The organism is Cuneatibacter caecimuris (assembly GCF_004216775.1).
GTDB lineage: Bacteria > Bacillota > Clostridia > Lachnospirales > Lachnospiraceae > Cuneatibacter > Cuneatibacter caecimuris.
Genome location: NZ_SGXF01000001.1, coordinates 1,002,765 through 1,027,011 on the forward strand (window position 1 = coordinate 1,002,765; position 24,247 = coordinate 1,027,011).

Genomic DNA, 24,247 nt, shown 5'->3' on the forward strand with positions numbered 1-24,247 from the left:
AACATCATCCTTCCATATTTGCCAACCGTATAATTTGTTCCCTTTTGCAGTTTTTAGTCTGGAGAATACAATCCATCTTCGCCTATCGTGTAGCCGATGCCATTCTCTCCTAGTTTGCAGCCAACACAAAACTCCTCTGAAAAGCTCATAAAACAAAGCTTTGCAGAGGAGTGGTGTCTATTCGAATTCACTCCTGTTAGCAATTTTCTAAACATATTTGCTAGCGAGATTTAGTTTTGTTGCCCTGGTGTTGCCATAATTTTACTCAGCCATTTCGAGTGTAGAAGGTATTCTTGCCACTACTATGCCGAGTGATTTCTCCATTATCGACCAGCTTCTTTAGGGAGTTTTCCACTGACGCTTTCTTAATAGACGGGCACAGCTCCATGAGCTCACTCTTGGTAAATTTACCGACTTTCTTCTGCGTAGCCCGGCGAACAAGTTCCACAGCAGGCAACTTCTCACCGACCAGCTGTATCCTATCTTCAAAGTCCCGGTAGGCAGAAAGGATCGTCCCTAGAAGATATTTGATAAACGGAACAAAATCGTTATCCTCTTCGTGCCAACGGGTAGATGCAGTCTGCAGAACATCATAATATGCGTTCTTGTTTCGCTCAATTTTTGCTTCCAAACTCACATACCGTCCCACCACATAGCCACTGCGGTACAAAAGAAGTGTGATCAGCAGTCGGCTCATTCTGCCGTTACCATCATTGAAGGGATGAATACACAGAAAATCATTGATGAAAATAGGAATCAGAAGCAGCGGATCAATGACGCCATCATCAATCGTCTTGCTGTAACTTTCACAGATGGTCGCAATGGCATCTGGTGTTTCATAGGGCTGCAACGGTGTGAAACGAACGAAACTTGTGCCGTCAGCCCGGGGTTCGCTGATATAGTTCTGGACATTTTTGAACCGCCCGCCGATACAGCGGCCAGAATAGTGATAAAGCATCTCATGAAGCTGCAAAATATAGTTTGGGGTCAGCGGAATATACTTATAGCTCTTGTGGATGGTATTCAGCACATCTCGATAGCCGCTGATTTCCTCTTCATCCCGATTTCGAGGGGTGGTCTTCTCATCGCACAACTGCTTGATTCGGGCCCTGGTCGTTACGATACCTTCAATTTTATTGGACGCCTCGGTACTCTGCACCTCAGCGGTCTCTATCAGCCGTTCCAGAGCCGCAGGCTTTTGTGCCAGATACATCTCCTGACGGCCCTTGAACTCATGAATCTGTGCCACCAGAGAAAGCACCTCACTGCCCATGCCGCACTCTTAAGTTTACTGTAATCAAATTGCCGCATTCGCCTACACAACCTTTCTGTTCGCCTAATAGCAACACATTTTTAGGCGAATTGCAAGGAGATTTGGATTATTTTCACCTATTATCGTTGCCTTTTTAGGCGGAATGTAATAGTATAGGCGAATGGCACAACTTACATAAAGCCTTTGCTTCAAATTGTTACATCAAACTTTATCTCGATTCCTTCCAGTATCCACTCACGGCATTAAAATATACAACTATTGTTTACGTGTTTTATGTTTCATGTTCTTCCTCAAACACCATATTTCTTTTCTGAAGCTAATACACGATTACACTTATTCCAATTCTCATAAATCAGGCTGACGATCAGGACCTTACTCTTGACATAACTCACGATACATAATTTCATCCAAAGCACTTTTCAGTGCAGCAACAAATGAACCCATTCTATCACCACTTCAGTTTTGTTATCTTCAAAGCTTCTTTTATACTGCCAAACATTATCTTTCGCAGATGCTGACAGCCTCCACCGCAACGCTTCCCCCTCTCACAATCTCAATTCTGTTAATAAATTTTCTCTTTAACAAAGCAATTATATCGTTATTCCTGTTTTCTGTCTGGGTACATTCCAGCAGAACGGCTGTAGTGTCATAGTCAATAACCGAAACCCCATATACATTTGAAATTCTGAACAGTTCCGCGACATCTTCCTCCGAGCGGCAATTCACTTTCACAAACAGGATTTCTTTCATGTGGATAGGCGTATCCGTGTAATCTACCACCTTAATTACTTCTATACTCCTGTTCAACTGTTTCTTAATCTGTTCAAAGGTCTTATCATCGCTGGTCAGGCCAATCGTCATCCGCGATATGGCACTGTCCTCGGTAGTTCCAACCGTCAGGCTGTCCAGGTTATAAGATTTTCCAGAAAACAAGCCTGCGATACGGGCAAGCACGCCGATTTCATTTTCTACAAATAAACATATCCATCTTTTTTTCATTCTCTGTCTTCTCCCCTTTCCAAAATCATATCGCTCAGAGCATTCCCCGGCGGAACAATAGGCATGACATTCATCTCCCTGTCTATGATGAACTCAATCACCGTAGGAACTTTGGTATTCTGTTTTGCAATCTCAAATGCTGCTTTTATATCCTCAGGCCTGGAAACGCGGATGCCTTTCGCTCCATAACTGTCTGCCAGTCGGATAAAATCAGGCGTATATTCGGGACAGCCGCTATTCGGTTTGCTGCATCCCAGCCCGCAGCTCCTGCGGAATCTCATACAGGTACTGGAATAATGCCTGTCATAAAACATTTCCTGCCATTGCCGCACATTCCCCAAATACCCGTTATTTAAAATGCAGATTATAATAGGAAGTTCATAAACAACCGCCGTTGCCAGTTCCTGGATGTTCATTTGTATGCCGCCGTCGCCTGTGATCACAATAACATCTTTCTGTGGATTGCCGAGTTTTGCCCCGATCGCCGCAGGAAAACCATATCCCATTGTGCCTAATCCGCCAGAGGTCAGCATTTGCTTCTTATCGTCAACCTCAAGAAATTGTGTTGTCCATAGCTGGTTTTGCCCTACGTCAGTGGTGATTACTGCATCCGTAAAAAGTCCGTTAACAACATCTAACACCTTTTTCGGCGTTAAACCATCTTCTCCCATCGTGAGAGGATATTCTTCTTTCCATCGGCGGACTTGTGTTACCCAATCTAAAACAGAAAGTGGTTTTGCCTTTTCAAGCAATACACTAATTGCTTTTTTTGCGTCAGCCACGACAGGTACATCTACCACAATATTCCGGGAAATAGATGCGGCATCAATATCAATGTGGATTATTTTAGCATTAGCTGCAAACGTTTCAATCTTACCCGTGATCCTGTCATTAAATCTTGTGCCTATAGAAAACAGGACATCGCAGCTGCTGATTGCAGAATTAGCCGCATAGCTTCCGTGAATGCCAATGTTTCCAATATATAAATCATGAGAGGTGGGAACCGCTCCTTTCCCCATAATAGTCGTAATAACTGGAACGCCCGTCAATTCTGCCAGCTGTGTCATTTCTTTATTAGCATGGGCGATATTGACTCCGCCGCCCACCAAAAAAACAGGCTTACGGGCATGATTTAATATATCTATCGCCCTGTTTATCTGCCCGGTATGTACGGTGGTATTAGGTTTATAGCTTCTGATGGATATTTCTTTCGGATATAAACCACTGCCAGAAGCTTTCTGAATATCCTTTGGTAAATCTACAACAACAACCCCCGGCTTTCCTGTTCGGGCAATATAAAAAGCCTTTTTAATCGTTTCCGCTAAGTCCTCCCTTTTCCTCACTGTTACTGCATACTTACATATACTTCTGGTAATCCCAACAATATCCACTTCCTGAAAAGCATCATTCCCAATTAAATGTACCGGCACCTGTCCCGTAAAGCATACCAGAGGGACACTATCATAATTTGCAGTGGCAATCCCAGTAACAAGATTAGTCGCTCCCGGCCCGCTTGTCACAAGACATACGCCTACTTTTCCCGTAGAACGTGCATACCCATCCGCAGCATGTACTAATCCCTGCTCATGACGGGGTAAAATAACATCTATTTCTTTCTCCCCATAAAGGGCGTCGAATAAATCTATGGCCTGCCCGCCTGGATACGCAAACAGCGTCGTTACATTTTCTTCTTTTAAAGCTTTCACAAATAATTCTGCACCTGTGATTTCCATAAAATCCTCCTCCCACCAAACATGCGTGCACTTGCTTGCATTAGATCTGTTTTTTTGGCGCCGCCATAGGCAGCGCCGATTCCTCTATTCTAACCCCTGTATAAACATTTTTACACTGCTTTTTATGTATGTATCCTTCTCCACCTGCGATAGTTCCTTCCCGAAAGATGCGCTTAAAAATGTGTATCCGAATGCGGCAGAAAAAACAGTCATTGCCAAAGCGTCAAAATCCGCTTTGGGTATCTTTCCCCGTTCATACATTTTTTTAAGGTACTCTGTAAAAGACGCCAGAAACGCCTGCGGTACCTTCATAATAAAGGAAGCCGTATCCTCATATATCTGCGGAGCGCGCAGGCCAATCGAAAGATTTACAAAATCCGGCGTCATCCGGTCCATGTATGCCCGCAGAAACATTTCAAGATCTGATTGTAACTCCCATTTGACATTTTGAAAAATCTCCGGTGTGATATTGGCCCGCCACTCTGCCTGGTTAACTCCCTGCAAAACAATATCTTTCTTATTTTGGAATTTTCGAAACAGAGTACATTCATTTACGCCCGCCACCCTAGCAATCTCTTTTGTAGTGGTAGCAACATATCCTTTATCCCTGATCAGCAGCATTGCCGCATCCACTATTTTCTGGCTTGTATCATCCAAGTTATCACCTCCATGCAAGTGAACACTTTCATTATACCAAAAAAGAGATTTGAAGTCAACTGCAGCGGCATATCGCTATCCAACCCGTATCCAATTTTGGCAAGAAAAAACGCTACAAAGCTTATAAACTCTAGCTTTATAGCGATTTTCCTATTTACTCAAACTCAATCGTAGCCGGAGGCTTCCCAGTACAATCATAAAACACCCTGTTCACGCCCTTAACCTCATTCACAATCCGGTTGGTAACCTTATGCAGCACATCCCAGGGAATTTCCGCAGCCTCCGCGGTCATGAAGTCGCTGGTCATCACGGCCCGCAGAACCACAGCATAATCATAAGTTCTCTCGTCCCCCATAACACCCACAGACCGCATATTCGACAGCGCCGCAAAATACTGGCCCAGACCTTCAATTCCCGCTTTGGCAATCTCCTCCCGGTAGATAGCGTCCGCGTCCTGAACAATGCGCACCTTCTCCGCAGTCACCTCGCCGATAATCCGGATTCCCAGGCCGGGGCCGGGGAAAGGCTGCCGGCTCACAAGATATTCCGGAATGCCCAGTTCACGCCCCGCCGCACGCACCTCATCCTTGAACAGCAGACGCAAAGGCTCAACAATTTCCTTAAAATCCACATAATCAGGCAGGCCTCCCACATTGTGGTGGCTCTTGATCACAGCAGATTTGCCCAGACCGGATTCAATCACATCCGGATAGATGGTGCCCTGCACTAAGAAATCCACTGCCCCGATTTTTTTTGCCTCTTCTTCGAATACCCGGATAAACTCTTCGCCGATAATTTTCCGCTTTTCTTCCGGCTCTGTCACGCCTTTGAGCTTTTCATAGTAACGTTCCTGTGCATTGACGCGGATAAAATTCAGTTCATAAGGACCGTTGGGGCCGAATACTGCCTCTACTTCATCCCCTTCGTTCTTGCGCAGCAGGCCATGGTCCACAAACACACAGGTCAGCTGTCTGCCCACCGCCTTGGAGAGCAAAACCGCAGCTACTGAGGAATCCACGCCGCCGGACAGGGCGCAGAGGACCTTGCCGGAACCTATTTTCTCCCGCATTGCCTGAATAGCGCTTTCCACAAAAGAATCCATCTTCCAGTCCCCGCTGCAGCCGCAGACATTGTATACAAAATTAGAAAGCATCTGCTTCCCGTCTTTGGTGTGCAGCACTTCAGGATGAAATTGGGTCGCATACAGCTTCCTGGATTCGCATTCCATAGCGGCTACCGGGCATACCGGCGAATATCCGGTAATGCGGAATCCTTCCGGGGCTGCCGCAATATAATCTGTATGGCTCATCCAGCAGACTGTTTTTGAGGAAATCCCCTGAAAGAGTTTGGAGGAAACATCCACCTCCACCTCTGTATGGCCGTATTCACTGACTGGCGCTGTTTCCACACGGCCTCCCAGCAGATGCGCCATCAGCTGAGATCCATAACAGATCCCAAGAACAGGAATACCCAGCTCAAAAATTTCAGGGCTGATGGTAGGAGAATCTTCTTTATATACACTGGCCGGGCCGCCGGTGAAAATAATCCCCCTGGGATTTCTTTCCCGGATCTCATCCAGACTTGTTGTGTGAGGCAGTACCTCACAGTATACGCTGCACTCTCTGACCCGGCGGGCAATCAACTGATTATACTGTCCGCCAAAGTCCAAAACTATCACCATTTCTCTGTTCAAAGGAATCTCCTCCTGCAATCTAGTCTTCTAACCGTTTCTGCCGCTGCCCGTTCCCGGCGGGCCTGCTGCTTCTTAATTATTATGAGCGTCTGATGATCTCATGGCGTTCCGGACCGTTGGAAACCATAGTAACCGGCACGCCCAGTTCTTCCTCAATCGTTTCAATGTACCTCCGGCAGTTCTCCGGAAGGTCCTCATATTTCTTTATTCCCCGGATATCGCATTTCCAGCCGGGCAGAACTTTCCAGACCGGCTTTGCTTTTTCCAGCCTCACCGTCACAGGGAAATCCTTTGTCACTTGACCGTCAATTTCATACCCCACGCAGATGGGCAGTTCGTCCAGATAGCCCAGCACGTCCAATACGGTCAGAGCCACTTCCGTAGCGCCCTGGATGCGGCAGCCGTAGCGGCTGGCAACCGCGTCGAACCAGCCCACTCTCCTGGGGCGGCCTGTCGTAGCCCCGAACTCTCCTTTATCCCCGCCGCGCCTGCGCAGTTCTTCCGCCTCTTCACCGAAAATTTCACTGACAAACGCTCCCGCACCCACCGCGCTGGAGTACGCTTTCACCACTGTCGTGATATTCGTGATTTCATAGGGCGGTATGCCCGCGCCGATCGCGCCGTAAGCGGCCAGAGTGGAAGAAGAAGTCACCATGGGGTAAATCCCATGATCTGGATCTTTCAAGGATCCCAGCTGGCCTTCCAGCAGGACCTTCTTCCCCTCCTTCAAAGCCTGATACAGGTAAGCGGAAACATCGCATACATAAGGAGCCACCATTTCCCGGTAGGAATGCAAGGTATCCAGCAATTCTACCGGATTGATGGCAGGCTTATGATATAAATGCTCCAGCATAATATTTTTCATTTCGCAAACCCGGTACACTTTATCCCGAAGCACGTCTTCCTCAAACAGCTCGCTGACCTGGAAACCAATCTTCGCATACTTATCGGAATAGAAAGGAGCAATACCGGATTTTGTGGAGCCAAAGGATTTTCCTCCCAAACGCTCTTCTTCATATTTATCAAAATCCACATGGTAAGGCATCAGGATCTGGGCGCGGTCGGATACCAGAATTTTCGGAGCCGGAACTCCCTGATCCGTCAGTGATTTCACTTCATTGAACAGATAGGGAATATTCAAAGCCACACCATTGCCGATAATGCTGGTGGTATGACGGTAAAACACACCGGACGGCAGCAAATGCAGTGCAAATCTGCCATAATCATTGATAATAGTGTGTCCGGCATTGCTGCCTCCCTGGAACCGTACAATAATATCAGATTCTTCCGCCAGCATATCTGTTATTTTGCCTTTTCCTTCGTCACCCCAGTTGGCGCCTACGATTGCTCTTACCATAGTTTGTCCTCCTGAAAATCATTTTAGGTGCTAAAACCTGCCTGCCGTTTCAGCATCAGCTCTCCTCCGCGCCCTGTCAGGCAGCTATTCTTCGCGCACGGGTTCCTGTCTCTGCAAAGCTTCTTATTAATTATAAAAAAACCATTTCTCAGTATAAAGGAAAATCTACTGAAAATCAACTGCAATCTATATTTTTTATAGATTGCCCCTTACCGGCAAAAAATAATTCATCGGTTTCTTCCTCGTGGCGAATAATGTAACATTTTGTCACATTTTACGGAATATCTTTCAAAAAGTTTGTTTTGGGGTTATAATGATTAAAAATGATGGTTATTTTAACCTCTGGATTCCGAAAGGAGATATACTATGCTGGATTCCCTGGCGAAACGCCTGAAACAGCTTCGAGTTCAATCCCAATATACTCAGGCCTATGTTGCTGACCGGTTAAATATCAGCCGTGAAGCCTATTCTTTTTACGAAAACGGAAGGAGGCAGCCATCAGTGGAGATGCTGCTGATTCTGGCAGATTTTTATGGAGTCAGTGTGGACTATATCCTGGGACGCACAGGCAATTCCTTCCCTTTCCACAAAATTCCTGAGGAATTCAATCAGCTGATGATGATGTACAGCGCCCTCAGCCTGCAGGATCAAAAGCTCGTACTGCGTATTATTAAACACCAGTATGAGCTTCTAAAAAAAAAGACGCCGCTGAAATGTGTGGATGTTACCTTTGAATAACTCAGGACTGCTGCCGGCAGCCCGGCCTTTTATTCTGCGCCCTCCTTGTACGGGCGTGTCTACAGGAACTTTCATTTGTACTTTGAGAACGTTCTGCCTGAAGTGCTTCTAAAACTCTTCTAATCCCAATGAAGCAGAAATTTTTATGAATGACAGTATAATGGGGGATTGCAAGCTGAAAAGAGCTAATGGGGTCAATGTTAGCAATAATAAATGGACTGATAATCTATCCTTGGCAGTCCGTCTGTTTTGTTGTTACCAAAATGATTCATTTCTTTCCGAAATAGTCATATATAGTATTGACATTATTTACCAGTTCATATATACTATTTTTACCGAACATCAGTTTTGTCAGTGCCCTGATATTTTTATTTTTTTTATTATTTGTAGTGCTTGAAAAGCCACTGTTTTACGATTATCCGTAAAACAGGAAATTCCCGCAGCTTTCACTTTACAACCGGAATCTTTTCCCTTATAATAAAGAAAAAAGCAAAGGAGAGCAGTGATGGAAAAAGCAAAAATATTGGAACGGTTGATAAAAGAAAGCGGATATTCCATCCGGTCATTTGCTTTGAAATGCGGAATACCGGAAAGTACGCTTTATACGATTCTGAAAAACGGAGTTGGCCGGGCCAGTGTCAATAACGTGGTGCTGGTCTGCCAGAATCTTGGAATCCGTGTGGAGGATCTGAACCAGATGGCGGAACAGGACAAGCAGTCCGTATCCTACGAGCAGATGGAAATTCTCATCGCCCGTAATGGAAAAAAACTGACCACAGAAGAGAGGATGCATCTGATTAAACTGCTGTCGGAAAATGAAAAATAAGGCAGTGATTCGCATTGGATAAAAACTATATCCAGCAAAAAATATTAGAAGTATACCGGCATTGCGGCATACAGACTTTTCCGGTGGATTGTTTTGAGATTTTGGAGCATTACCGCATCAGGCTGTTTTCATATCAGGAGCTTCGGGAAACCAATCCCATCCTGTACCGGGAGATCCTGCGTTTCACAGAGGATGCCTGCCGTTATGGGAACTCCGTCTATTACAATGAGGCAGGCTGCAGCGGCAGGGTACGTTTTTCTTTGATGCACGAATTAGGACATATCCTGCTCGGCCATGACCGGGAAACTCCTGAGTTTGAAGCAGAAGCCAATTATTTTGCCAGCCATCTGCTGGCCCCCCGTATGGCTGTCCATTATGCCAGGTGCCAGACCGCCGCCAGCGTGGCCCGGCTGTTTCTGATCACCAGAGAGGCATCGGGTTATGTGCTGGAGGACTGCAGGCAATGGGAATGCCACGTTCATTTTCGCATGAATTCTGTTGACCGTGCTTTCTATCTGCATTTTTATAATGAACAGCATGGTGGGTTTGTGTTCAGCCATGAGAAGTGCCGCTGCTGCAATGCGGATATTTACAATCAGCCCCGGGTCAGCCTGTGCTTCGGCTGCTGGGAACGGCTGGCTCCATTAGAGAACTGTTCCCGGGAAGATCCTCTGTGTCCGGAGACCCGGATTATGGGATATTTCCGCAGCCATTGCTGATATCCACCAATAGCGCTGTATTATAAAAGATCCTGTTTTCCAGAAATTTCCCGGAAACAGGATCTCTTTTTTTCTGTCAGATTTACGGCTGATCAAACATTAATCTCAGCCTTCAGCCCCAACAGTTCCTGATTTTCTTCCAGCAGCGGAGCAATCACATCCCGCAGGAATTCTTCAGTCTGTTCTTTTGCCCGTCCTGTATACCGGGAAGGGTCCATGGTCTTTTTCAGGTCTTCCAAAGACAAATTAAAGGCAGGATCAGCTGCAATCAGCTCCAGCAGGTTATTGTCCCCGCCGTTCACCTTCACATTCTTTCCGGCTTCCATAGAAAGCTGACGGATCTTTTCATGCAGCTCCTGGCGGTCACCGCCGGCTTTCACCGCATCCATCATGATATTTTCAGTTGCCATAAAAGGCAGCTCGGACATCAGGCGTTTTTCGATCACTTTTGGATACACCACCAGGCCGTCCACCACGTTCATATACAAATCCAGAATACCATCCACTGCCAGAAATCCCTCCGGCACACTCAGCCGCTTATTCGCAGAATCATCCAGTGTCCGCTCAAACCACTGGGTAGAAGCTACCATCATGGGATTGATCATATCCGCCATGACATAATTTGCCAGAGAAGCGATGCGTTCGCTGCGCATAGGGTTCCTTTTGTAAGCCATGGCAGAAGAACCGATCTGATTTTTCTCAAAAGGCTCTTCAATTTCCTTCAGATGCTGCAGCAGGCGGATATCATTAGAAAATTTATGGGCGCTCTGTGCAATTCCGGCCAGAACGCTGAGCACACGGCTGTCCACCTTCCGGGAATAGGTCTGCCCGGAAACAGGATAGCAGCCGGGAAATCCCATCTTTTCAGCGATCCTCTGATCCACTCTGCGGCATTTTTCATGGTCGCCGTCAAACAATTCCAGAAAACTGGCCTGGGTACCGGTGGTTCCTTTAGACCCCAGCAGGCGCATGGAACCGATCAGATAATCCAGATCGTCCAGATCCAGTTTCAAGTCCATCAGCCACAGCGTGGCCCTCTTGCCCACTGTAGTAGGCTGCGCAGGCTGAAAATGGGTGAACGCCAGAGTGGGCTGATCCTTATACTGTTCGGCGAATCCGGCCAGTTCGGATATAACATTCACCAGTTTTTTCTTCACCAGCTTCAGCGCTTCTGTCATAACAATAATGTCTGTATTGTCCCCCACATAACAGGAGGTCGCTCCCAGATGGATAATCCCCTTCGCCTTAGGGCACTGCGTCCCATAGGCGTATACATGAGACATCACGTCATGGCGCACCAGTGCTTCTCTTTCTTTCGCCACATCATAATTGATATCATCCTTATGGGCTTTCAGTTCCTCAATCTGTTCATCCGTGACAGGCAGCCCCAGTTCCTGTTCGGTTTCCGCCAGCGCAATCCAGAGACGCCTCCAGGTGCGGAACTTTTTATCCGGCGAAAAAATATACTGCATCTCTTTGCTGGCATATCTCTCAGACAAAGGGCTTTGATAGCGGTCAGTTGACATAGTTCCTATTCCTCCTGCTCACTGGATTCCCAGACGTTTTGCCACTTCCATATAAGCGTCCTCTACATTGCCCAGATCTCTTCTGAAGCGGTCCTTATCCAGATGATCATGAGTTTCACTGTCCCAGAAACGGCAGGTATCAGGAGAGATTTCGTCCGCCAGAACAATTTCACCGTGATAACGGCCAAACTCCACTTTGAAGTCAATCAGATCTATATTGGCCTGTTTAAAGTACTCTTTCAGAATCTCATTTACCTTGAGCACCAGCTCGGTAATCTTTTCAATCTCCTCACGGGTCGCAAGTCCCAGAGCGATTGCATAATAATCATTGATAAAAGGGTCGCCCAGCTCATCATTTTTATAACTGAATTCCAGTGTGGGGGCCAGAAGTTTTGTGCCTTCTTCAATACCCAGTTTTTTGGAGAAGCTGCCCGCGGCCACATTGCGCACGATCACTTCCAGCGGCACGATCTCCACGGCTTTAACAGCAGTCTCACGCTCGCTCAGCTCTTCTACCAGATGTGTGGGAATGCCCTTTTCTTCCAGCATTTTAAAAATGCGGTTGGTCATCATATTGTTGATCGCGCCTTTTCCGGCAATGGTCCCCTTCTTCAGGCCGTTGAACGCAGTTGCGTCATCCTTGTAGGATACGATATAAACATCTTCCACATCTGTTTTGAACACTTTTTTCGCTTTGCCTTCATAGAGCTGCTCTAACTTCTTCATTCGTCTCCACCTGTCCTTGTCCATTATTATCTGCCCAAATGGGCGGAATCTCCATTACACCAGAATTATAATACATCTGATATTAGAAAGCAATATCCAATGTATACAAACCCGAATCCGCTGTTTTCTATTTTTTCCATAAATTCCCTGCCTGTTTTCCTCAGGTATTGTACAGAATATTTGTATGAGAGGCCAAAGCATTCTGCATGATGCCGCTCAGTATGATTTCTATGCAAGAAAAGGAGAGAGCGTTATGAAGCACATGAAAAAATGGGCAGTTATGCTCGCAATGGTTCTGGTGTTCGCAATGGCGGCCGGCTGCGGCGGAGACGACAAAAAAGATACCGCCGGCAGTTCTTCTGCCAGCTCAGGGAAAGGCACTACTGAGGCTGGGACAGAGGTCCATACCAGCGCTATGGATGAATCTTCCGAAGATTCCACCGAAAAAATGCCCGGAGAAGTGACTACTACAGATGAACGAAACGACAGCAGCACAAACATCGGCGACGATATCAGCAAAGGTCTGGAGGACGCCGGCAATGCAATCGAAAGCGGCGTCAACGATCTGGAATCCAGAATGGACCCTACAAAGTAAATACAGGAGAAATTCTATTGGATGAAAAAGAATCCCTCGAACGGGATTCTTTTTCATAATAATACTCTTTACTAAGATGTGAAATCCTTGTAAGTCTTTTTTATTCTGGTTTTATCAACATTTTCTTCAATAAATTTTATCATTTTCCCCGAATTAACCATAATTGGCTCTATTGATATTTTTTTACCTTTTGACGTAAAAACAGTAATTTTCTCATTTTTACCATACTTTGTTTCTATGATTTTCCATTCTACTTTTGCAATGTCCGATACATCAAAGTTAAAGTTAATTAACCCCAGGCCTTTTCTGGCTGAAACCATGGTGCCTCTCACTTCTATTCTGAACATTTTTGTCCACAGAGTAATGAATGTTCCAGGAATAAACACTAAAATTGCTGTGCAAACATACAGTCCCGTATGCGGGGAAGATGAAAATATAGTATACACTGATACAAGAATGACAAAAAACACCAGGATACATATACATAGCCAGAAAATCAACGGCGGGTTTTTTACTGTGAAACTTTTTTGGGAATTCATACTTGACCATCTCCTTCTGCAATTAGTACCGCTGGATGCCGCTATTTTTTACAGTAATGCTCCAATCATGCTGATGACAATCAAATGCAGAGGATAAAACAGATACATTCCTGCCTGAGCAGCTCTTCCCGCTCTCCCGTTTCTGCCGCTGTAAAGGAAAATAGGAACAGCTGCAGCCAGGGCGAAAACCTGCAGTCCCCCCATTGCCAAAACAGAGAGGAGCCCCAGAGACAGTGCCTGCAGCCAGAAGCTGCCCCGGAACAGGTAGAAGAAATAAATCAACAGGACTCCCGCTCCACCATAATCAAATTGCAGAAGCCAGGCTGCTCCCGCTCCTGCCACAGCAGCCAGAAATCCGATATATGGATTTTGTCTGGCGTCTCCCCGCACGGCTGCTTCCGCCACCAGCAGCCCTGCCAGCAGCGTAAACACCGTATTCTGCCTCTCCAGTGAAAATATCCCTATATGCCATGCCTCCTCTGTCCAGATCCCTGCCTCCAGCGTGAGCCAGTCAAAGGGCAGTTCAGAAATTACTGCCAGCAGAAGCAGCCGCAGCGCGTATTTTTTCCAGTCCCGGGTATGCACTGCGCCTTCTACAATCAGAAATGCAAACAAAGGGTATGCGATTCTCCCGACGGCAGTCATCCAGACCGCCTCTGGAAAAAAAACAGCGCCCACATGGTCAATAACCATAGAAAGCGCCGCAGTAATCCGGAGAGCCTGTGCACTCAGCCCCCTCATATGAGATCCAGTTCCACCGGGCAATGGTCGCTGCCCAGGATTTCAGTATGGATTTTGGCATCCGCCAGCCGTTCCTTCAGGCTTTCAGACACGATAAAATAATCAATACGCCATCCGGCATTTTTCTCCCTGGCCCGGAACCGGTAAGACCACCAGGAGTAAATATCCTTCTGATCCGGATAAAAATGGCGGAAAGTGTCCACAAATCCGGCGGACAGAAGCTCTGTCATTTTATTTCTTTCTTCATCCGTAAAGCCGGCGTTCTTTCTGTTGGTTTTCGGATTCTTCAGGTCAATTTCCTGATGAGCCACATTCAGGTCGCCGCAGAGGATCACCGGCTTATGCTCTTCCAGCTTTTTCAGATAAGCCCTGAAAGCGTCTTCCCACTCCATCCTGTAAGGCAGTCTGGCCAGCTCGTTCTGGGAATTGGGCGTATAACAGACCACTACATAATAATCCGGAAATTCAGCTGCAATTACCCGTCCTTCCCTGTCATGCTCTTCGGCGCCAATGCCATAAGCCACTGACAAAGGCTCTTCTTTTGTAAAAATAGCTGTGCCGGAATATCCTTTTTTCTCTGCGTAATTCCAGAACTGGCGGTAGCCCGGCAGATCCAGTTCCACCTGGCCTGCCTGCAGCTTGGTCTCCTGCAGGCAGAAAACATCTGCGTCCGCCTCATGAAAATAATCCAGAAACCCTTTGTTCAGACAGGCCCGCAGGCCGTTCACATTCCAGGAAATCAATTTTTTCATCAGTCATCCGCCTCTTGTTCTTCACTCACAGTATAGATCTGCCGCTTCATTGCCATCTCGTCGCTTTCCAGGTATTCGTCATAGGTAGTAATCTTGTCGATATATCCGCCCGGCAGCAGTTCGATAATCCGGTTCGCCGTAGTCTGCACGATCTGATGGTCATGGGAAGCAAACAAAATCACCCCAGGAAACTTGATCATGCCATTGTTCAGGGCAGTGATGGATTCCATATCCAGATGGTTGGTGGGCTCGTCGAAAATCAGGCAGTTAGCCCCGCTGATCATCATTTTAGACAGCAGGCAGCGCACTTTCTCGCCGCCGGAAAGAACCTTCACCTGTTTGGCACCGTCTTCTCCGGCAAACAGCATGCGGCCCAGGAAACCGCGCACATAGGTGATATCCTTTACCGGGGAATACTGCATCAGCCAGTCATAGATCACATAGTCATTGTCAAACTCTTTTGTGCTGTCCTTTGGAAAATAAGCCTGGGAGGTAGTCACTCCCCATCTGTAGGTTCCGGCGTCCGGCTCCAGCTCACCCATCAGGATCTGGAACAGCGTAGTCTTGGCCAGCTCGTTGGCGCCTACAAAAGCCACCTTATCCTCATGATTCAGGGTAAAGGTCAGATTGTCCAGCACTTTCACTCCGTCGATGCTCTTCGTCAGCCCTTCCACTGCCAGAACCTCATTGCCGATTTCCCGTTCCGGCCGGAAATCAATGTAAGGATATTTCCTGCTGGAAGGACGGATCTCATCCAGCTCGATTTTTTCCAGAGCCCGTTTTCTGGAAGTAGCCTGCTTGCTTTTAGACGCGTTGGCAGAGAAACGCTGGATGAATTCCTGCAGCTCCTTGATTTTTTCTTCTTTTTTCCGGTTGGCTTCCTTCATCTGCTTGACCATCAGCTGGCTGGACTCATACCAGAAATCATAGTTGCCGGAATACAGCTGGATTTTTGCATAGTCGATATCCGCAATATGCGTACAGACCTTATTCAGAAAATACCGGTCATGGGAAACTACAATCACAGTGTTTTCAAAATTAATCAGAAACTCCTCCAGCCAGTTAATGGCAGCCAGATCCAGATGGTTTGTAGGCTCGTCCAGCAGCAGAATATCAGGATTTCCAAACAGGGCCCTGGCCAGCAGCACCTTCACCTTGTCGCTGCCGTTCAGATCTTTCATCAGCTTTGCATGCAGCTCCGTTTCAATTCCAAGGCCGTTTAACAGCGTGGCCGCGTCAGACTCCGCTTCCCAGCCGTTCATATTTGCGAACTCCGCTTCCAGTTCGCTGGCGCGGATACCGTCTTCATCGGAAAAGTCGGGCTTGGCATAAATTTCGTCCTTTTCCTTCATGATCTCAAACAGACGGGCATTGCCCATCATCACTGTATCCAGGACCACGCATTCGTCATATTTAAAATGATCCTGTTCCAGCACAGAAAGCCTCTGGCCCGGCGTAATCACTACAGTACCGTTTGTGGGCTCCAGCTGGCCGGAAAGAATCCGCAGGAAGGTGGATTTACCCGCGCCGTTGGCTCCAATGAGGCCATAGCAGTTTCCTTCCGTAAATTTAATATTCACATCTTCAAACAGGGCCTTTTTGCCGACCCTCAGCGTTACATTATTGGCACTAATCATTTCTGCATAACCCTTTCATCAGGTTCTTACTATAGTCAACATGTTTATTTTACAGGAAAATGCGTATTTTGCAAGCCCTTTCCCTGAGAATCTCATAATTCTTCCCCTCTTTTCCGGCTTTTCCCTGACAGAGGGTCGATCAGCCTGGCTGCCATCCACAGCAGCAGCATGGCAATCAGCATTTGTATCACCAGGCTCACCGGTACCCACTGTTCCGTTATCCATCCATTTGGCACCGCGCCCAGGTTCTGAAGCAGCGTTGGGAGAGCCCCCCTGTCTCCTGCCTGCTCATTGACCACAATATAAAATGTCACGGCCGGGTTGCACAGCAGGAGGTAGGACGGCCATGCCGGCACCATCCCCTGGTGCGTGGCCGCCCATGCATAGCGGATGATATATACAATCGTCAGCGTACCCACAGTAATAAAAATCATCCAGAGATAGGATGCCGCCATGGAGAGAATATTTTTTCTCGTCAGGGCAGAAAAAAGTATTCCCGCGCTTCCCACAAGGCATCCGATCACAAACATCACCATCATCAGATAGAGCAGATCTATGAACTGTACTCCTCCAAAAATAAATACGAGAGCCAGCACCGGCATACTGGAAAGGAGAATCAAAAACGTGGTTGCCACCGCCGCCTGCAGTTTTCCGATCACAATAGCCACCGGCTTCATTTTCGTACACAGCATGATGTCCAGAGTCTGGCGTTCCCGTTCTCCTGAAATACTGGTGGCTGTCAGCGCCGGCATGATAAACAGCAAAAACAGCATTTCCATATAGGCCAGCACCACATACATCTGAAGAAATTCAGAATAATAAATTACACCTGTACCTCTGCGCTGTTCCACAATAATGTACAGGCTCAGAATCCCCGCCGCTGCCAGCAGACCGTTAAAAGCCATCAGAATAACAATTGTACGAACCGACCGCAGCGAGCTGCGGCTCTCTTTTAAATACACCGGATTGGCTTTCATTTCTTCTGCCCCTCCTTTCCGTTCATCTGCCAGAACACGTCCTCCAGACTGCCTGCTTCACGCCCGAAGGAGGAAACTGCAACACCGGCTTCCACCAGAGTTCTCAGCAATGCCGGTTCCTCCTGTACTGTACCTTTCCAGGTAACCATGATAGCCGGAGGAGAAACTGACAGCGTTTCCACTAATGGATGTTCCTTCAGCAGCCGCACTGCCCTTTCCAGCGGCCCCTGTACTGTCATCACAATCGGCCGGTCGCCGGACATCCGCAGGATCACCTCCTCCAGGCTGCCCTGGAGGATAATCCTTCCCTTTCGTATCAGCCCGACGCTGGTGCTGTACTGACTCAGGTCTGTCAGCATGTGGGAACTGATCAGCACTCCGGTTCCCTGTTCTGAGAGCCCTTGAAGGATCTCTTTCAGCTCGGCCCGGATGGATGGGTCCATGCCCGAGGCCGGTTCATCCAGAACCAGATAAGCCGGCTCTGACACCAGTGCCCGGGCCACGCAGAGCCTCTGCTTCATCCCCCTGGACAAGCTGTCCACCGGCTGCTCCTTTTTCTCCAGAAGATCCACCCGCTCCAGCAGCTCCTGCCCCTTCTGCCGTGCCAGCAAACCGTAAATCCCGTTGGCATTGCAGTAAAACTCCATATATTCTTCCACTCTTAAATTATCATACACGCCAAAAAAATCCGGTACGTACCCGATGTGCTCTCTCAGCTTTGACGGCGTCCTGGCCATATCCTTCCCTTCGATCAGGATCTTTCCCGATTCTGAACGCAAAAGTCCTGCCAAAATTTTTAAGAGGGTGGTCTTCCCGGCCCCGTTTGGTCCCACCAGCCCCAGAATCTCCCCGGGCTGCAGCGTCAGGTTCAGGCCGTCCAGAGCGCAGATTTTTCCATAATCCTTGCGAAGATCTCTTATTTCCAGCATTCTCATTCCTCCCAAAGCATCGAAAAACTGGGAATCTTTCCGGTGTTTTCTCCTGAAGTCCATTTTACCCGCAAAGAGCTGTCAAGCAGATAGGGCATAAGTTCCTCCGCGCTCCAGCTGGTCTGGCCGCTGGCCGCCAGATCAAACTCCCTGGTCTGCCAATTATAAAAATACATTTCCCCCTGAGGGCTTTTTCCTCCAAGGCTGCAGTCCCGCAGCATCAGCCGGCGAAGTTTCATGTGCGGCCGGATCTGATAATCCAGAACCGTACTCTCCGCATAGGGCGTTCCGTCGCCGTAATATCCGCCCACCACGGGCACCGGCTCATCCTGAAGCACGCTCTGATAGATGCCGCCTTCCCCTTTTTTAGAAACATCCAGAGATGCGGCTACCAGCGTAGTCCCATGGGATTCGTAATTAATAATTGACTCGGGCCCTTCCGGCACACGGCTGGCAAATCCCACAATACATACGTCCTCACTGTAATTCGAGAACCGCCTGCCCAGATAACTGCTCAGAATATCCGCCCGCTGGGCTGCAGTCCTGCTGTCTCCCACACGGTAAGAACCTGTCAGCTTTCCATTTGCCACTTTGACCGCGGCCTCCCAGATACTTTCCTCCTGATAGCTGTAGCATTTATAAGAGGACAGATCAATGGTCTGATCCTTTGCCACATATCCCAGCGGAACAACATTTCCATACCAGAAAATTGCAGCCTGCTCCAGGTTAATGCCCAAATGGTTGGTCAGCGTACCCGTCAGCCCGCCGGGCCCTGAGGTGATTTCCGAGTCAATCCTCTGGTCCGTTTCTCTTCTCTTCTGTTCCAGTTCAAAGTATCTGGGATAAAAAGCAACCATTTTTTGAAAACTGATCACATTTTTTCCGGCTTCTCCTCCGATCACCGTCCGGCTGGAACTTCTGGAGGAATTCCCCATGCTGATATCCAGAATGGGCTTTAACTCAACAGTCCCGGCAATCTCTGCTTCATACCGCCAGTTTCCGGGGGACTGGATGCTGGTTAAAATCTGATCTCTCTGAACTTCTTCATCAATCTCACGGTACATCACATAATTGCAGAAGGGGGAAGAAAATCTGGTATTGCTGCTGGCTGCATAAATCAAAATCGCAAAAATTACCGCAGACGCAGCTACCCCGCTTCTGAAATAAAATAGTCTGTCTTTCTTCTTCAGCAGCAGGTACAGTCCCGGCAGCACAATCAGAACATAAGACGTCAGAATCCCTCCATACAAAAATACAGAAGGCATCTGTCCGGTTTCGGGAACTCCGGCCAGCTGATAATATATCTGGCTGCCCGCACTCCTTCCAGACAAGGAATCATCCAGGGCAGATTTGCTGATCAGTCTGGAAAACATCAGACTGGTAGCCTCCTCCTCCCATCTGGAGGATTCTGCCACAGCCTCCATATCATAGGCTACAATTCCCACCCAGCCATTCCCCAGACGGCGCCGCTGATAAATCGCACAGCCGTTCTCATCCACGCTGATCTGGTCCGACTGATCCATAGAGACCTTAGCCAGAGAATAATCATCCTCTGACGTCATTACTTCCTCCACTTTGATTCCTAGGTCCTTTGAAAAACCGGACAGTGTCTTCACTGCCTGATCCCCGGCGCCAAAAATCAGCCATCCGCCGTTTCTGGCCCATTCCAGCAGCGTTTCTCTTCTGTTAAGGCTGATTTTTTCCGTATCCATATTATTAATTATGATCATATCAAACAAGTCCAGGTCTTTGGCCTTATAGGGGAGTTCAGACATGGATAAATGATACGTTTCACACTGCATGCTGGAACCGGAATACATGGGATAAGCATCCAGGTATTTCAGGGAGTTTTCTTCGTCTGACAAAATACCCACGTAGAACAGATTGCTGTCCAGTCCGGTGGGTTCCAGGGCTTTTTCATAAACAATTTCCCCTCCGTCTTCCTGAATTACCACCCGGGTGCCTTCCCCTTTCAGCACTGGTACAGTAAATGAAACCCTCCTCTCCTGCCCTTTTCTCAGCTCCAGATCCTTTTGATATATATAATTTTCTGACAGCTCGTCCATCAAATAAATCGATACTGTTCCGCGGAACGCCTCCTCCGCTTTTATCGTAATACGTACCGGTACATACCTGTCGCTTCCGGTCAAGCCTCCATACCCACATTCTATATCTGCCGTAAGAACCTGTGCGGCAGCCTGTTCTTTCACATTTACGCTGCCCCAGACAGACAGCGGCGCTGTCAGGCAAAACAGCAGCGCGCCGGCAAAAACTATTTGTTTCTTAATTCTGTCAAACCTGCTCCAGCTCATTTTCTGCCTCAAATCCTTCCTTACGGAAATTATAGTCTGTGGGCAGCTTCACTTCAAATACTGTGCCCCTGATATCGCTGCTGACGTCAATACTTCCTCCGTGAAGCTCTGCAATATTCCTCGCGATCGCCAGGCCCAGGCCCGTTCCTCCTGACTGCGACGATCTGGCCCGTTCCACTCTGTAGAACTTATTAAATATCTGCGCCAGATCCTTCGGAGGAATCACATAGCCAAAATTGATTACCTGGACCGCTACCGTCTGGTCCTCCAGGCGCAGGACTACCCTGACCAGTTTTCCATCCGCGCCATATTTAATAGCATTATTGATCAGGTTGTCAAACAGCCTTGCCAGCAAATTCCCGTCTCCGTTCATCATCAATGAGGGGACGTCTGTTTTATATTCATAAGTAAGCCCGCTGGCAGTAAACTGAGGATAGAACTCATCCAGCAACTGTTCCAAAAGCTTTACCAGATCCACGCGCCCCACTTTCACCGCTATTGTTCCGTAGGTAAGCTTTGTAAACCCAAAAAGCTCTTCAATCAAGTTCTGAAGCCGTCTGGATTTCTGGCAGGCAATTTCCAGATATTTATTTCTTGTCTCCTCATCCCGCACGTTTCCGCAGGTGAGCAGTTCCAGATAACCGATTACTGAAGTCAAAGGAGTTCTGAGGTCATGAGCCACATTTGTGATGAGCTCATTTTTGGTACGCTCCGCATCCCTTTCCTTAGCCATCAGGACTTTGATCTCCTCTGCCATCCGGTTCAGCAGGGAGGCCATTTCCGCAAATTCATCATCTCCGTCTACTTTTACAGTCCTGGTCAGGTCTCCGTCGGCAATGTCCCTCACCGCCTCAGACAGCTCCCGTACATAACGGATGGACCGCCGCTGCAGGAGACCGAAGCACAGAGTGAACAGGATGATGCCCGCCAGAGTGCAGAAGATCACCTGAAAAATAACTGAAGGCATATCTTCCCCCAGGAAGGTGCCGGAATATCCGTTCTGCTCCAAAAGCCCCAAGATCATCCAGAAATTCACCACAAGAATAATTTCTGCCGCGCAGGTCACTGCTCCGCTGATCAGAACATGCAGCAGCATCTGCCCGTGATAGCTTTGCCGGAACTTACTTTTCAATCTTATACCCCACTCCCCAGACTGTAGTGATGATCTTATCCTGCCGGGTTTCTTCCTTCATTTTACCCCGGAGACGGCGTATGTGCACCATCACAGTATTATTGGCCTCATATACCTTTTCATTCCATACCCGTTCAAAAATTTCGTCTGTGCTGAACACTTTTCCCGGATTGGATGCCAGAAGATACAGGATATCAAACTCAATAGGCGTCAGCTTGACTTCCTCCCCATAAACCGTGACCCGGTGATTTTCTTTATTGATTGAAAGCCCCCGCAGCTCTATCTCATTGGGCTGGGAAGCGTCCGCGCTGCCTGGATTCAATTCCGTATACCGCCTCAGCTGGGCCTTCACCCGGGCGATCAGCTCCAACGGATTAAAGGGTTTTGTCACATAGTCGTCCGCGCCGTTCCCAAGCCCCATAATTTTGTCCAGATCCGCGGATTTCGCACTGAGCATGATGATGGGGATATTATGTTTTTCGCGAATCCGGCGGCACATCTCCAGGCCGTCCATCCCGGGCATCATAATATCCAAAAGGGCCAGGGAAATCTCTTCTTTTTCCAGGATATCCAGCCCTTCCCGGGCATTGTTGGCTTTTGCCACCGCATAGCCGTCTCCCACCAGATAGATTTCCAGCAGGTCTGCAATGTCCTTTTCGTCATCCACCACTAAAATCTTTGTCTGTGCCATAATTCCTTCCTTTTCATCTCTGTTGGTTATATATAAAGCACAAGGGAATGCTGCAAAAACACTCTGCACCATTCCCTGTCTCTGCAGTTAAGCGGTCTTTACAGGCCGCTGTTTCCGCCGCAGTGCCAATCTACACTTTAATACTTATTTGCTTCCGTATCCCTGAGGGTTCATGGACTGCCATCTCCAGGAATCCTCGCACATCTCCGCAATACCATACTCCGCCTTCCATCCCAGCTCCTTATATGCTTTAGCAGGGTCGGCGTAACAGGTTGCAATATCTCCCGCCCGGCGGGGCTTGATCTCGTAAGGAATCTCCTTGCCGCAGGCCTTGCTGAAATTATGTATCACATCCAGCACACTGTAGCCTTTGCCAGTACCAAGATTATATACTTCAACAGCGCCTTCCATTTTCTCAATCTTCTGAATCGCCTTTACATGGCCTACAGCCAAATCCACCACATGGATGTAATCCCGGACTCCTGTACCGTCAGGCGTATCATAGTCATTACCGAACACGCCCACGCATTTCAGCCGGCCGATTGCCACCTGCGCCACATAGGGCAGAAGATTGTTGGGAATCCCGGCAGGGTCCTCACCGATCAGTCCGCTCTTATGAGCCCCGATGGGGTTGAAATACCGCAGCAAAATGACATTCCATTCCGGATCTGATTTCTGCAGATCGGTGAGAATCTGCTCCAGCATGGATTTCGTCCATCCATAAGGATTGGTGCACTGTCCCTTGGGGCATTCTTCTGTGATCGGAATTACAGCAGGGTCTCCGTAAACAGTGGCCGAAGAGCTGAACACAAAGTTCTTCACTCCATGTTTTCTCATCACATCCAGAAGCACCAGAGTTCCGTTAATATTGTTTTCATAGTATTCCAAAGGCTTCTGAACTGACTCTCCCACTGCCTTCAGGCCCGCAAAGTGGATGACGGAATCAATTTTCTCCGCGGAAAAGATTTCCTCCATCGCCTCCCGGTCTCTCATGTCTGCATCATAGAATTTCACCTGTTTTCCGGTGATCTCCTCCACACGCTTCAGTGATTCTTTGCTGGCATTATACAGGTTGTCAAAAACCACCACCTCATATCCAGCGTTCAGCAGTTCAACACAGGTATGGCTGCCGATATATCCGGCGCCGCCGCTCACTAAAATAGCCATCTCATTATCCCCTTTCTTTCGGATATATTAGTTGTAACATTTCACGGTTTTATTGTCAACCCGCTCCATGTCTGTTTCTTTAATTAAAAAGAATCCTGCTCGCGGGATTCTCCGCCTGCGGCGTGTCGCTTTAACGACATCATTCCTTACGCAGCAGTGAGATCTGTTCCATAGGGAACGCAGCTTCCCGTGGATTGAAAAAGGATGCCCGTTTCAGGACATCCTTTGCCACCACATTACTTCTCTGCACTCTGCTCTGTATCAGGCTTCTCAGACGCCATGATGGAAGATTTCTGCATCGGAATACGGCAGTTTTTATTGTTGCCGAACTCTACAATCACAGTATCTTCTGTAATATCAATGATCACACCGTAAAAACCGCCGGACGTCAGCACACTGTCGCCAATGGACAGGCTGTTCTGCAGCTCGTTCTGTTTCTTCTGCTGTTTTCTCTGGGGACGAATTGCAATAAAATACATAGCGCCCAGAATAATCACAATGTAAATGATCCAGAATCCCCATCCCATC

General features: G+C 47.8%; 24 protein-coding genes. 5 read left to right on the forward strand and 19 right to left on the reverse strand.

The window, feature by feature from the left end; translation table 11 throughout:
* Positions 1-265 precede the first annotated feature (265 nt).
* The 6 genes from EV209_RS04795 to EV209_RS04820 all read right to left on the reverse strand — a co-directional run bounded on the left by EV209_RS04795 (position 266) and on the right by EV209_RS04820 (position 7,712).
* The gene (locus tag EV209_RS04795; protein ID WP_330520819.1) at positions 266-1,273 is read right to left on the reverse strand and encodes a Fic family protein; all 1,008 of its coding nucleotides are present in this window, start codon (positions 1,271-1,273) and stop codon (positions 266-268) included.
* Between the two features lie 498 nt (positions 1,274-1,771).
* On the reverse strand, positions 1,772-2,272 hold the full coding sequence (gene ilvN, locus EV209_RS04800; protein ID WP_130433556.1) for an acetolactate synthase small subunit: 501 nt from the start codon (positions 2,270-2,272) through the stop codon (positions 1,772-1,774).
* Positions 2,269-4,005: a biosynthetic-type acetolactate synthase large subunit gene (ilvB, locus tag EV209_RS04805; RefSeq protein ID WP_130433558.1), complete on the reverse strand. Its 1,737-nt coding sequence runs from the start codon at positions 4,003-4,005 to the stop codon at positions 2,269-2,271. The genes ilvN and ilvB overlap by 4 nt, the downstream gene beginning before the upstream one ends.
* 84 nt (positions 4,006-4,089) lie before the next feature.
* Positions 4,090-4,662, reverse strand: coding sequence for a TetR/AcrR family transcriptional regulator (locus EV209_RS04810; protein WP_130433560.1), 573 nt, complete (start codon positions 4,660-4,662; stop codon positions 4,090-4,092).
* Positions 4,663-4,816: 154 nt separating this feature from the next.
* On the reverse strand, positions 4,817-6,355 hold the full coding sequence (gene guaA / locus EV209_RS04815) for a glutamine-hydrolyzing GMP synthase (RefSeq protein ID WP_130433562.1): 1,539 nt from the start codon (positions 6,353-6,355) through the stop codon (positions 4,817-4,819).
* Between the two features lie 79 nt (positions 6,356-6,434).
* Entirely contained in the window at positions 6,435-7,712 is a 1,278-nt protein-coding gene (locus tag EV209_RS04820) for an adenylosuccinate synthase (RefSeq protein WP_130433564.1), read from the reverse strand.
* Between the two features lie 366 nt (positions 7,713-8,078).
* On the opposite strand from EV209_RS04820, the gene EV209_RS04825 reads away from it, so the two are divergent.
* From EV209_RS04825 to EV209_RS17065, 4 genes are all read left to right on the forward strand, one after another.
* Positions 8,079-8,450, forward strand: coding sequence for a helix-turn-helix domain-containing protein (locus EV209_RS04825; RefSeq protein WP_130433566.1), 372 nt, complete (start codon positions 8,079-8,081; stop codon positions 8,448-8,450).
* Positions 8,451-8,955: 505 nt separating this feature from the next.
* Positions 8,956-9,276 (forward strand): helix-turn-helix domain-containing protein, encoded by a 321-nt coding sequence (locus EV209_RS04830; RefSeq protein ID WP_130433568.1) that lies wholly within the window; start codon positions 8,956-8,958, stop codon positions 9,274-9,276.
* Between the two features lie 14 nt (positions 9,277-9,290).
* Positions 9,291-9,995 (forward strand): ImmA/IrrE family metallo-endopeptidase, encoded by a 705-nt coding sequence (locus EV209_RS04835; protein ID WP_130433570.1) that lies wholly within the window; start codon positions 9,291-9,293, stop codon positions 9,993-9,995.
* A 15-nt stretch (positions 9,996-10,010) separates the two neighbouring features.
* The gene (locus EV209_RS17065) at positions 10,011-10,127 is read left to right on the forward strand and encodes a hypothetical protein (protein WP_408609005.1); all 117 of its coding nucleotides are present in this window, start codon (positions 10,011-10,013) and stop codon (positions 10,125-10,127) included.
* Here the strand turns inward: EV209_RS17065 and purB are convergent.
* Both purB and purC read right to left on the reverse strand, forming a co-directional pair.
* Entirely contained in the window at positions 10,088-11,521 is a 1,434-nt protein-coding gene (gene purB / locus EV209_RS04840; protein ID WP_130433572.1) for an adenylosuccinate lyase, read from the reverse strand. The two genes, EV209_RS17065 and purB, sit on opposite strands and share 40 nt — an antisense overlap.
* Before the next feature lie 18 nt (positions 11,522-11,539).
* On the reverse strand, positions 11,540-12,247 hold the full coding sequence (gene purC, locus EV209_RS04845; protein ID WP_130433574.1) for a phosphoribosylaminoimidazolesuccinocarboxamide synthase: 708 nt from the start codon (positions 12,245-12,247) through the stop codon (positions 11,540-11,542).
* A gap of 253 nt (positions 12,248-12,500) precedes the next feature.
* Between purC and EV209_RS04850 the strand changes: the two genes are divergently transcribed.
* Positions 12,501-12,842, forward strand: a complete 342-nt coding sequence (locus EV209_RS04850; RefSeq protein WP_130433576.1) for a hypothetical protein — start codon at positions 12,501-12,503, stop codon at positions 12,840-12,842.
* Positions 12,843-12,913: 71 nt separating this feature from the next.
* Here EV209_RS04850 and EV209_RS04855 read toward each other — a convergent pair whose 3' ends face one another.
* From EV209_RS04855 to yajC, 11 genes are all read right to left on the reverse strand, one after another.
* Positions 12,914-13,381, reverse strand: a complete 468-nt coding sequence (locus EV209_RS04855) for a hypothetical protein (RefSeq protein WP_130433578.1) — start codon at positions 13,379-13,381, stop codon at positions 12,914-12,916.
* Positions 13,382-13,429: 48 nt separating this feature from the next.
* Positions 13,430-14,122 carry a TraX family protein gene (locus EV209_RS04860; protein ID WP_130433580.1) on the reverse strand — a complete coding sequence of 231 codons (693 nt, stop codon included), beginning with the start codon at positions 14,120-14,122 and terminating at the stop codon, positions 13,430-13,432.
* Entirely contained in the window at positions 14,119-14,874 is a 756-nt protein-coding gene (locus tag EV209_RS04865) for an exodeoxyribonuclease III (protein ID WP_130433582.1), read from the reverse strand. Before EV209_RS04865 ends, EV209_RS04860 begins: the two co-directional genes overlap by 4 nt.
* Positions 14,874-16,511, reverse strand: coding sequence for an ABC-F family ATP-binding cassette domain-containing protein (locus tag EV209_RS04870; RefSeq protein WP_130433584.1), 1,638 nt, complete (start codon positions 16,509-16,511; stop codon positions 14,874-14,876). Before EV209_RS04870 ends, EV209_RS04865 begins: the two co-directional genes overlap by 1 nt.
* A 92-nt stretch (positions 16,512-16,603) precedes the next feature.
* A complete protein-coding gene (locus EV209_RS04875) occupies positions 16,604-17,488 on the reverse strand; it encodes an ABC transporter permease (protein WP_130433586.1) in 885 nt (294 codons plus the stop codon).
* On the reverse strand, positions 17,485-18,417 hold the full coding sequence (locus EV209_RS04880) for an ABC transporter ATP-binding protein (protein ID WP_130433588.1): 933 nt from the start codon (positions 18,415-18,417) through the stop codon (positions 17,485-17,487). The genes EV209_RS04875 and EV209_RS04880 overlap by 4 nt, the downstream gene beginning before the upstream one ends.
* 2 nt (positions 18,418-18,419) lie before the next feature.
* Positions 18,420-20,729 carry a DUF8725 domain-containing protein gene (locus tag EV209_RS04885; protein WP_130433590.1) on the reverse strand — a complete coding sequence of 770 codons (2,310 nt, stop codon included), beginning with the start codon at positions 20,727-20,729 and terminating at the stop codon, positions 18,420-18,422.
* Positions 20,710-21,825 (reverse strand): sensor histidine kinase, encoded by a 1,116-nt coding sequence (locus EV209_RS04890; protein WP_330520820.1) that lies wholly within the window; start codon positions 21,823-21,825, stop codon positions 20,710-20,712. Before EV209_RS04890 ends, EV209_RS04885 begins: the two co-directional genes overlap by 20 nt.
* Positions 21,826-21,850: 25 nt before the next feature.
* Positions 21,851-22,552 (reverse strand): response regulator transcription factor, encoded by a 702-nt coding sequence (locus EV209_RS04895; RefSeq protein WP_130433594.1) that lies wholly within the window; start codon positions 22,550-22,552, stop codon positions 21,851-21,853.
* 144 nt (positions 22,553-22,696) lie between these two features.
* Complete coding sequence (galE, locus tag EV209_RS04900; RefSeq protein WP_130433596.1) at positions 22,697-23,719, reverse strand: UDP-glucose 4-epimerase GalE; 1,023 nt, start codon at positions 23,717-23,719, stop codon at positions 22,697-22,699.
* Positions 23,720-23,955: 236 nt separating this feature from the next.
* Entirely contained in the window at positions 23,956-24,246 is a 291-nt protein-coding gene (gene yajC, locus EV209_RS04905; protein ID WP_334295317.1) for a preprotein translocase subunit YajC, read from the reverse strand.
* Between the last annotated feature and the right edge of the window lies 1 nt (position 24,247).

Excerpts from the sequence above, each read along its gene's own strand:
- EV209_RS04795 (WP_330520819.1), bottom strand. The coding sequence starts at position 1,273 with ATGGGCAGTGAGGTGCTTTCTCTGGTGGCACAGATTCATGAGTTCAAG.
- ilvN (WP_130433556.1), bottom strand. The coding sequence starts at position 2,272 with ATGAAAAAAAGATGGATATGTTTATTTGTAGAAAATGAAATCGGCGTG.
- ilvB (WP_130433558.1), bottom strand. The coding sequence starts at position 4,005 with ATGGAAATCACAGGTGCAGAATTATTTGTGAAAGCTTTAAAAGAAGAA.
- EV209_RS04820 (WP_130433564.1), bottom strand. The coding sequence starts at position 7,712 with ATGGTAAGAGCAATCGTAGGCGCCAACTGGGGTGACGAAGGAAAAGGC.
- EV209_RS04825 (WP_130433566.1), top strand. The coding sequence starts at position 8,079 with ATGCTGGATTCCCTGGCGAAACGCCTGAAACAGCTTCGAGTTCAATCC.
- EV209_RS04830 (WP_130433568.1), top strand. The coding sequence starts at position 8,956 with ATGGAAAAAGCAAAAATATTGGAACGGTTGATAAAAGAAAGCGGATAT.
- purB (WP_130433572.1), bottom strand. The coding sequence starts at position 11,521 with ATGTCAACTGACCGCTATCAAAGCCCTTTGTCTGAGAGATATGCCAGC.
- purC (WP_130433574.1), bottom strand. The coding sequence starts at position 12,247 with ATGAAGAAGTTAGAGCAGCTCTATGAAGGCAAAGCGAAAAAAGTGTTC.
- EV209_RS04850 (WP_130433576.1), top strand. The coding sequence starts at position 12,501 with ATGAAGCACATGAAAAAATGGGCAGTTATGCTCGCAATGGTTCTGGTG.
- EV209_RS04855 (WP_130433578.1), bottom strand. The coding sequence starts at position 13,381 with ATGAATTCCCAAAAAAGTTTCACAGTAAAAAACCCGCCGTTGATTTTC.
- EV209_RS04860 (WP_130433580.1), bottom strand. The coding sequence starts at position 14,122 with ATGAGGGGGCTGAGTGCACAGGCTCTCCGGATTACTGCGGCGCTTTCT.
- EV209_RS04865 (WP_130433582.1), bottom strand. The coding sequence starts at position 14,874 with ATGAAAAAATTGATTTCCTGGAATGTGAACGGCCTGCGGGCCTGTCTG.
- EV209_RS04870 (WP_130433584.1), bottom strand. The coding sequence starts at position 16,511 with ATGATTAGTGCCAATAATGTAACGCTGAGGGTCGGCAAAAAGGCCCTG.
- EV209_RS04875 (WP_130433586.1), bottom strand. The coding sequence starts at position 17,488 with ATGAAAGCCAATCCGGTGTATTTAAAAGAGAGCCGCAGCTCGCTGCGG.
- EV209_RS04880 (WP_130433588.1), bottom strand. The coding sequence starts at position 18,417 with ATGCTGGAAATAAGAGATCTTCGCAAGGATTATGGAAAAATCTGCGCT.
- EV209_RS04885 (WP_130433590.1), bottom strand. The coding sequence starts at position 20,729 with ATGAGCTGGAGCAGGTTTGACAGAATTAAGAAACAAATAGTTTTTGCC.
- EV209_RS04890 (WP_330520820.1), bottom strand. The coding sequence starts at position 21,825 with ATGCTGCTGCATGTTCTGATCAGCGGAGCAGTGACCTGCGCGGCAGAA.
- EV209_RS04895 (WP_130433594.1), bottom strand. The coding sequence starts at position 22,552 with ATGGCACAGACAAAGATTTTAGTGGTGGATGACGAAAAGGACATTGCA.
- galE (WP_130433596.1), bottom strand. The coding sequence starts at position 23,719 with ATGGCTATTTTAGTGAGCGGCGGCGCCGGATATATCGGCAGCCATACC.
- yajC (WP_334295317.1), bottom strand. The coding sequence starts at position 24,246 with ATGGGATGGGGATTCTGGATCATTTACATTGTGATTATTCTGGGCGCT.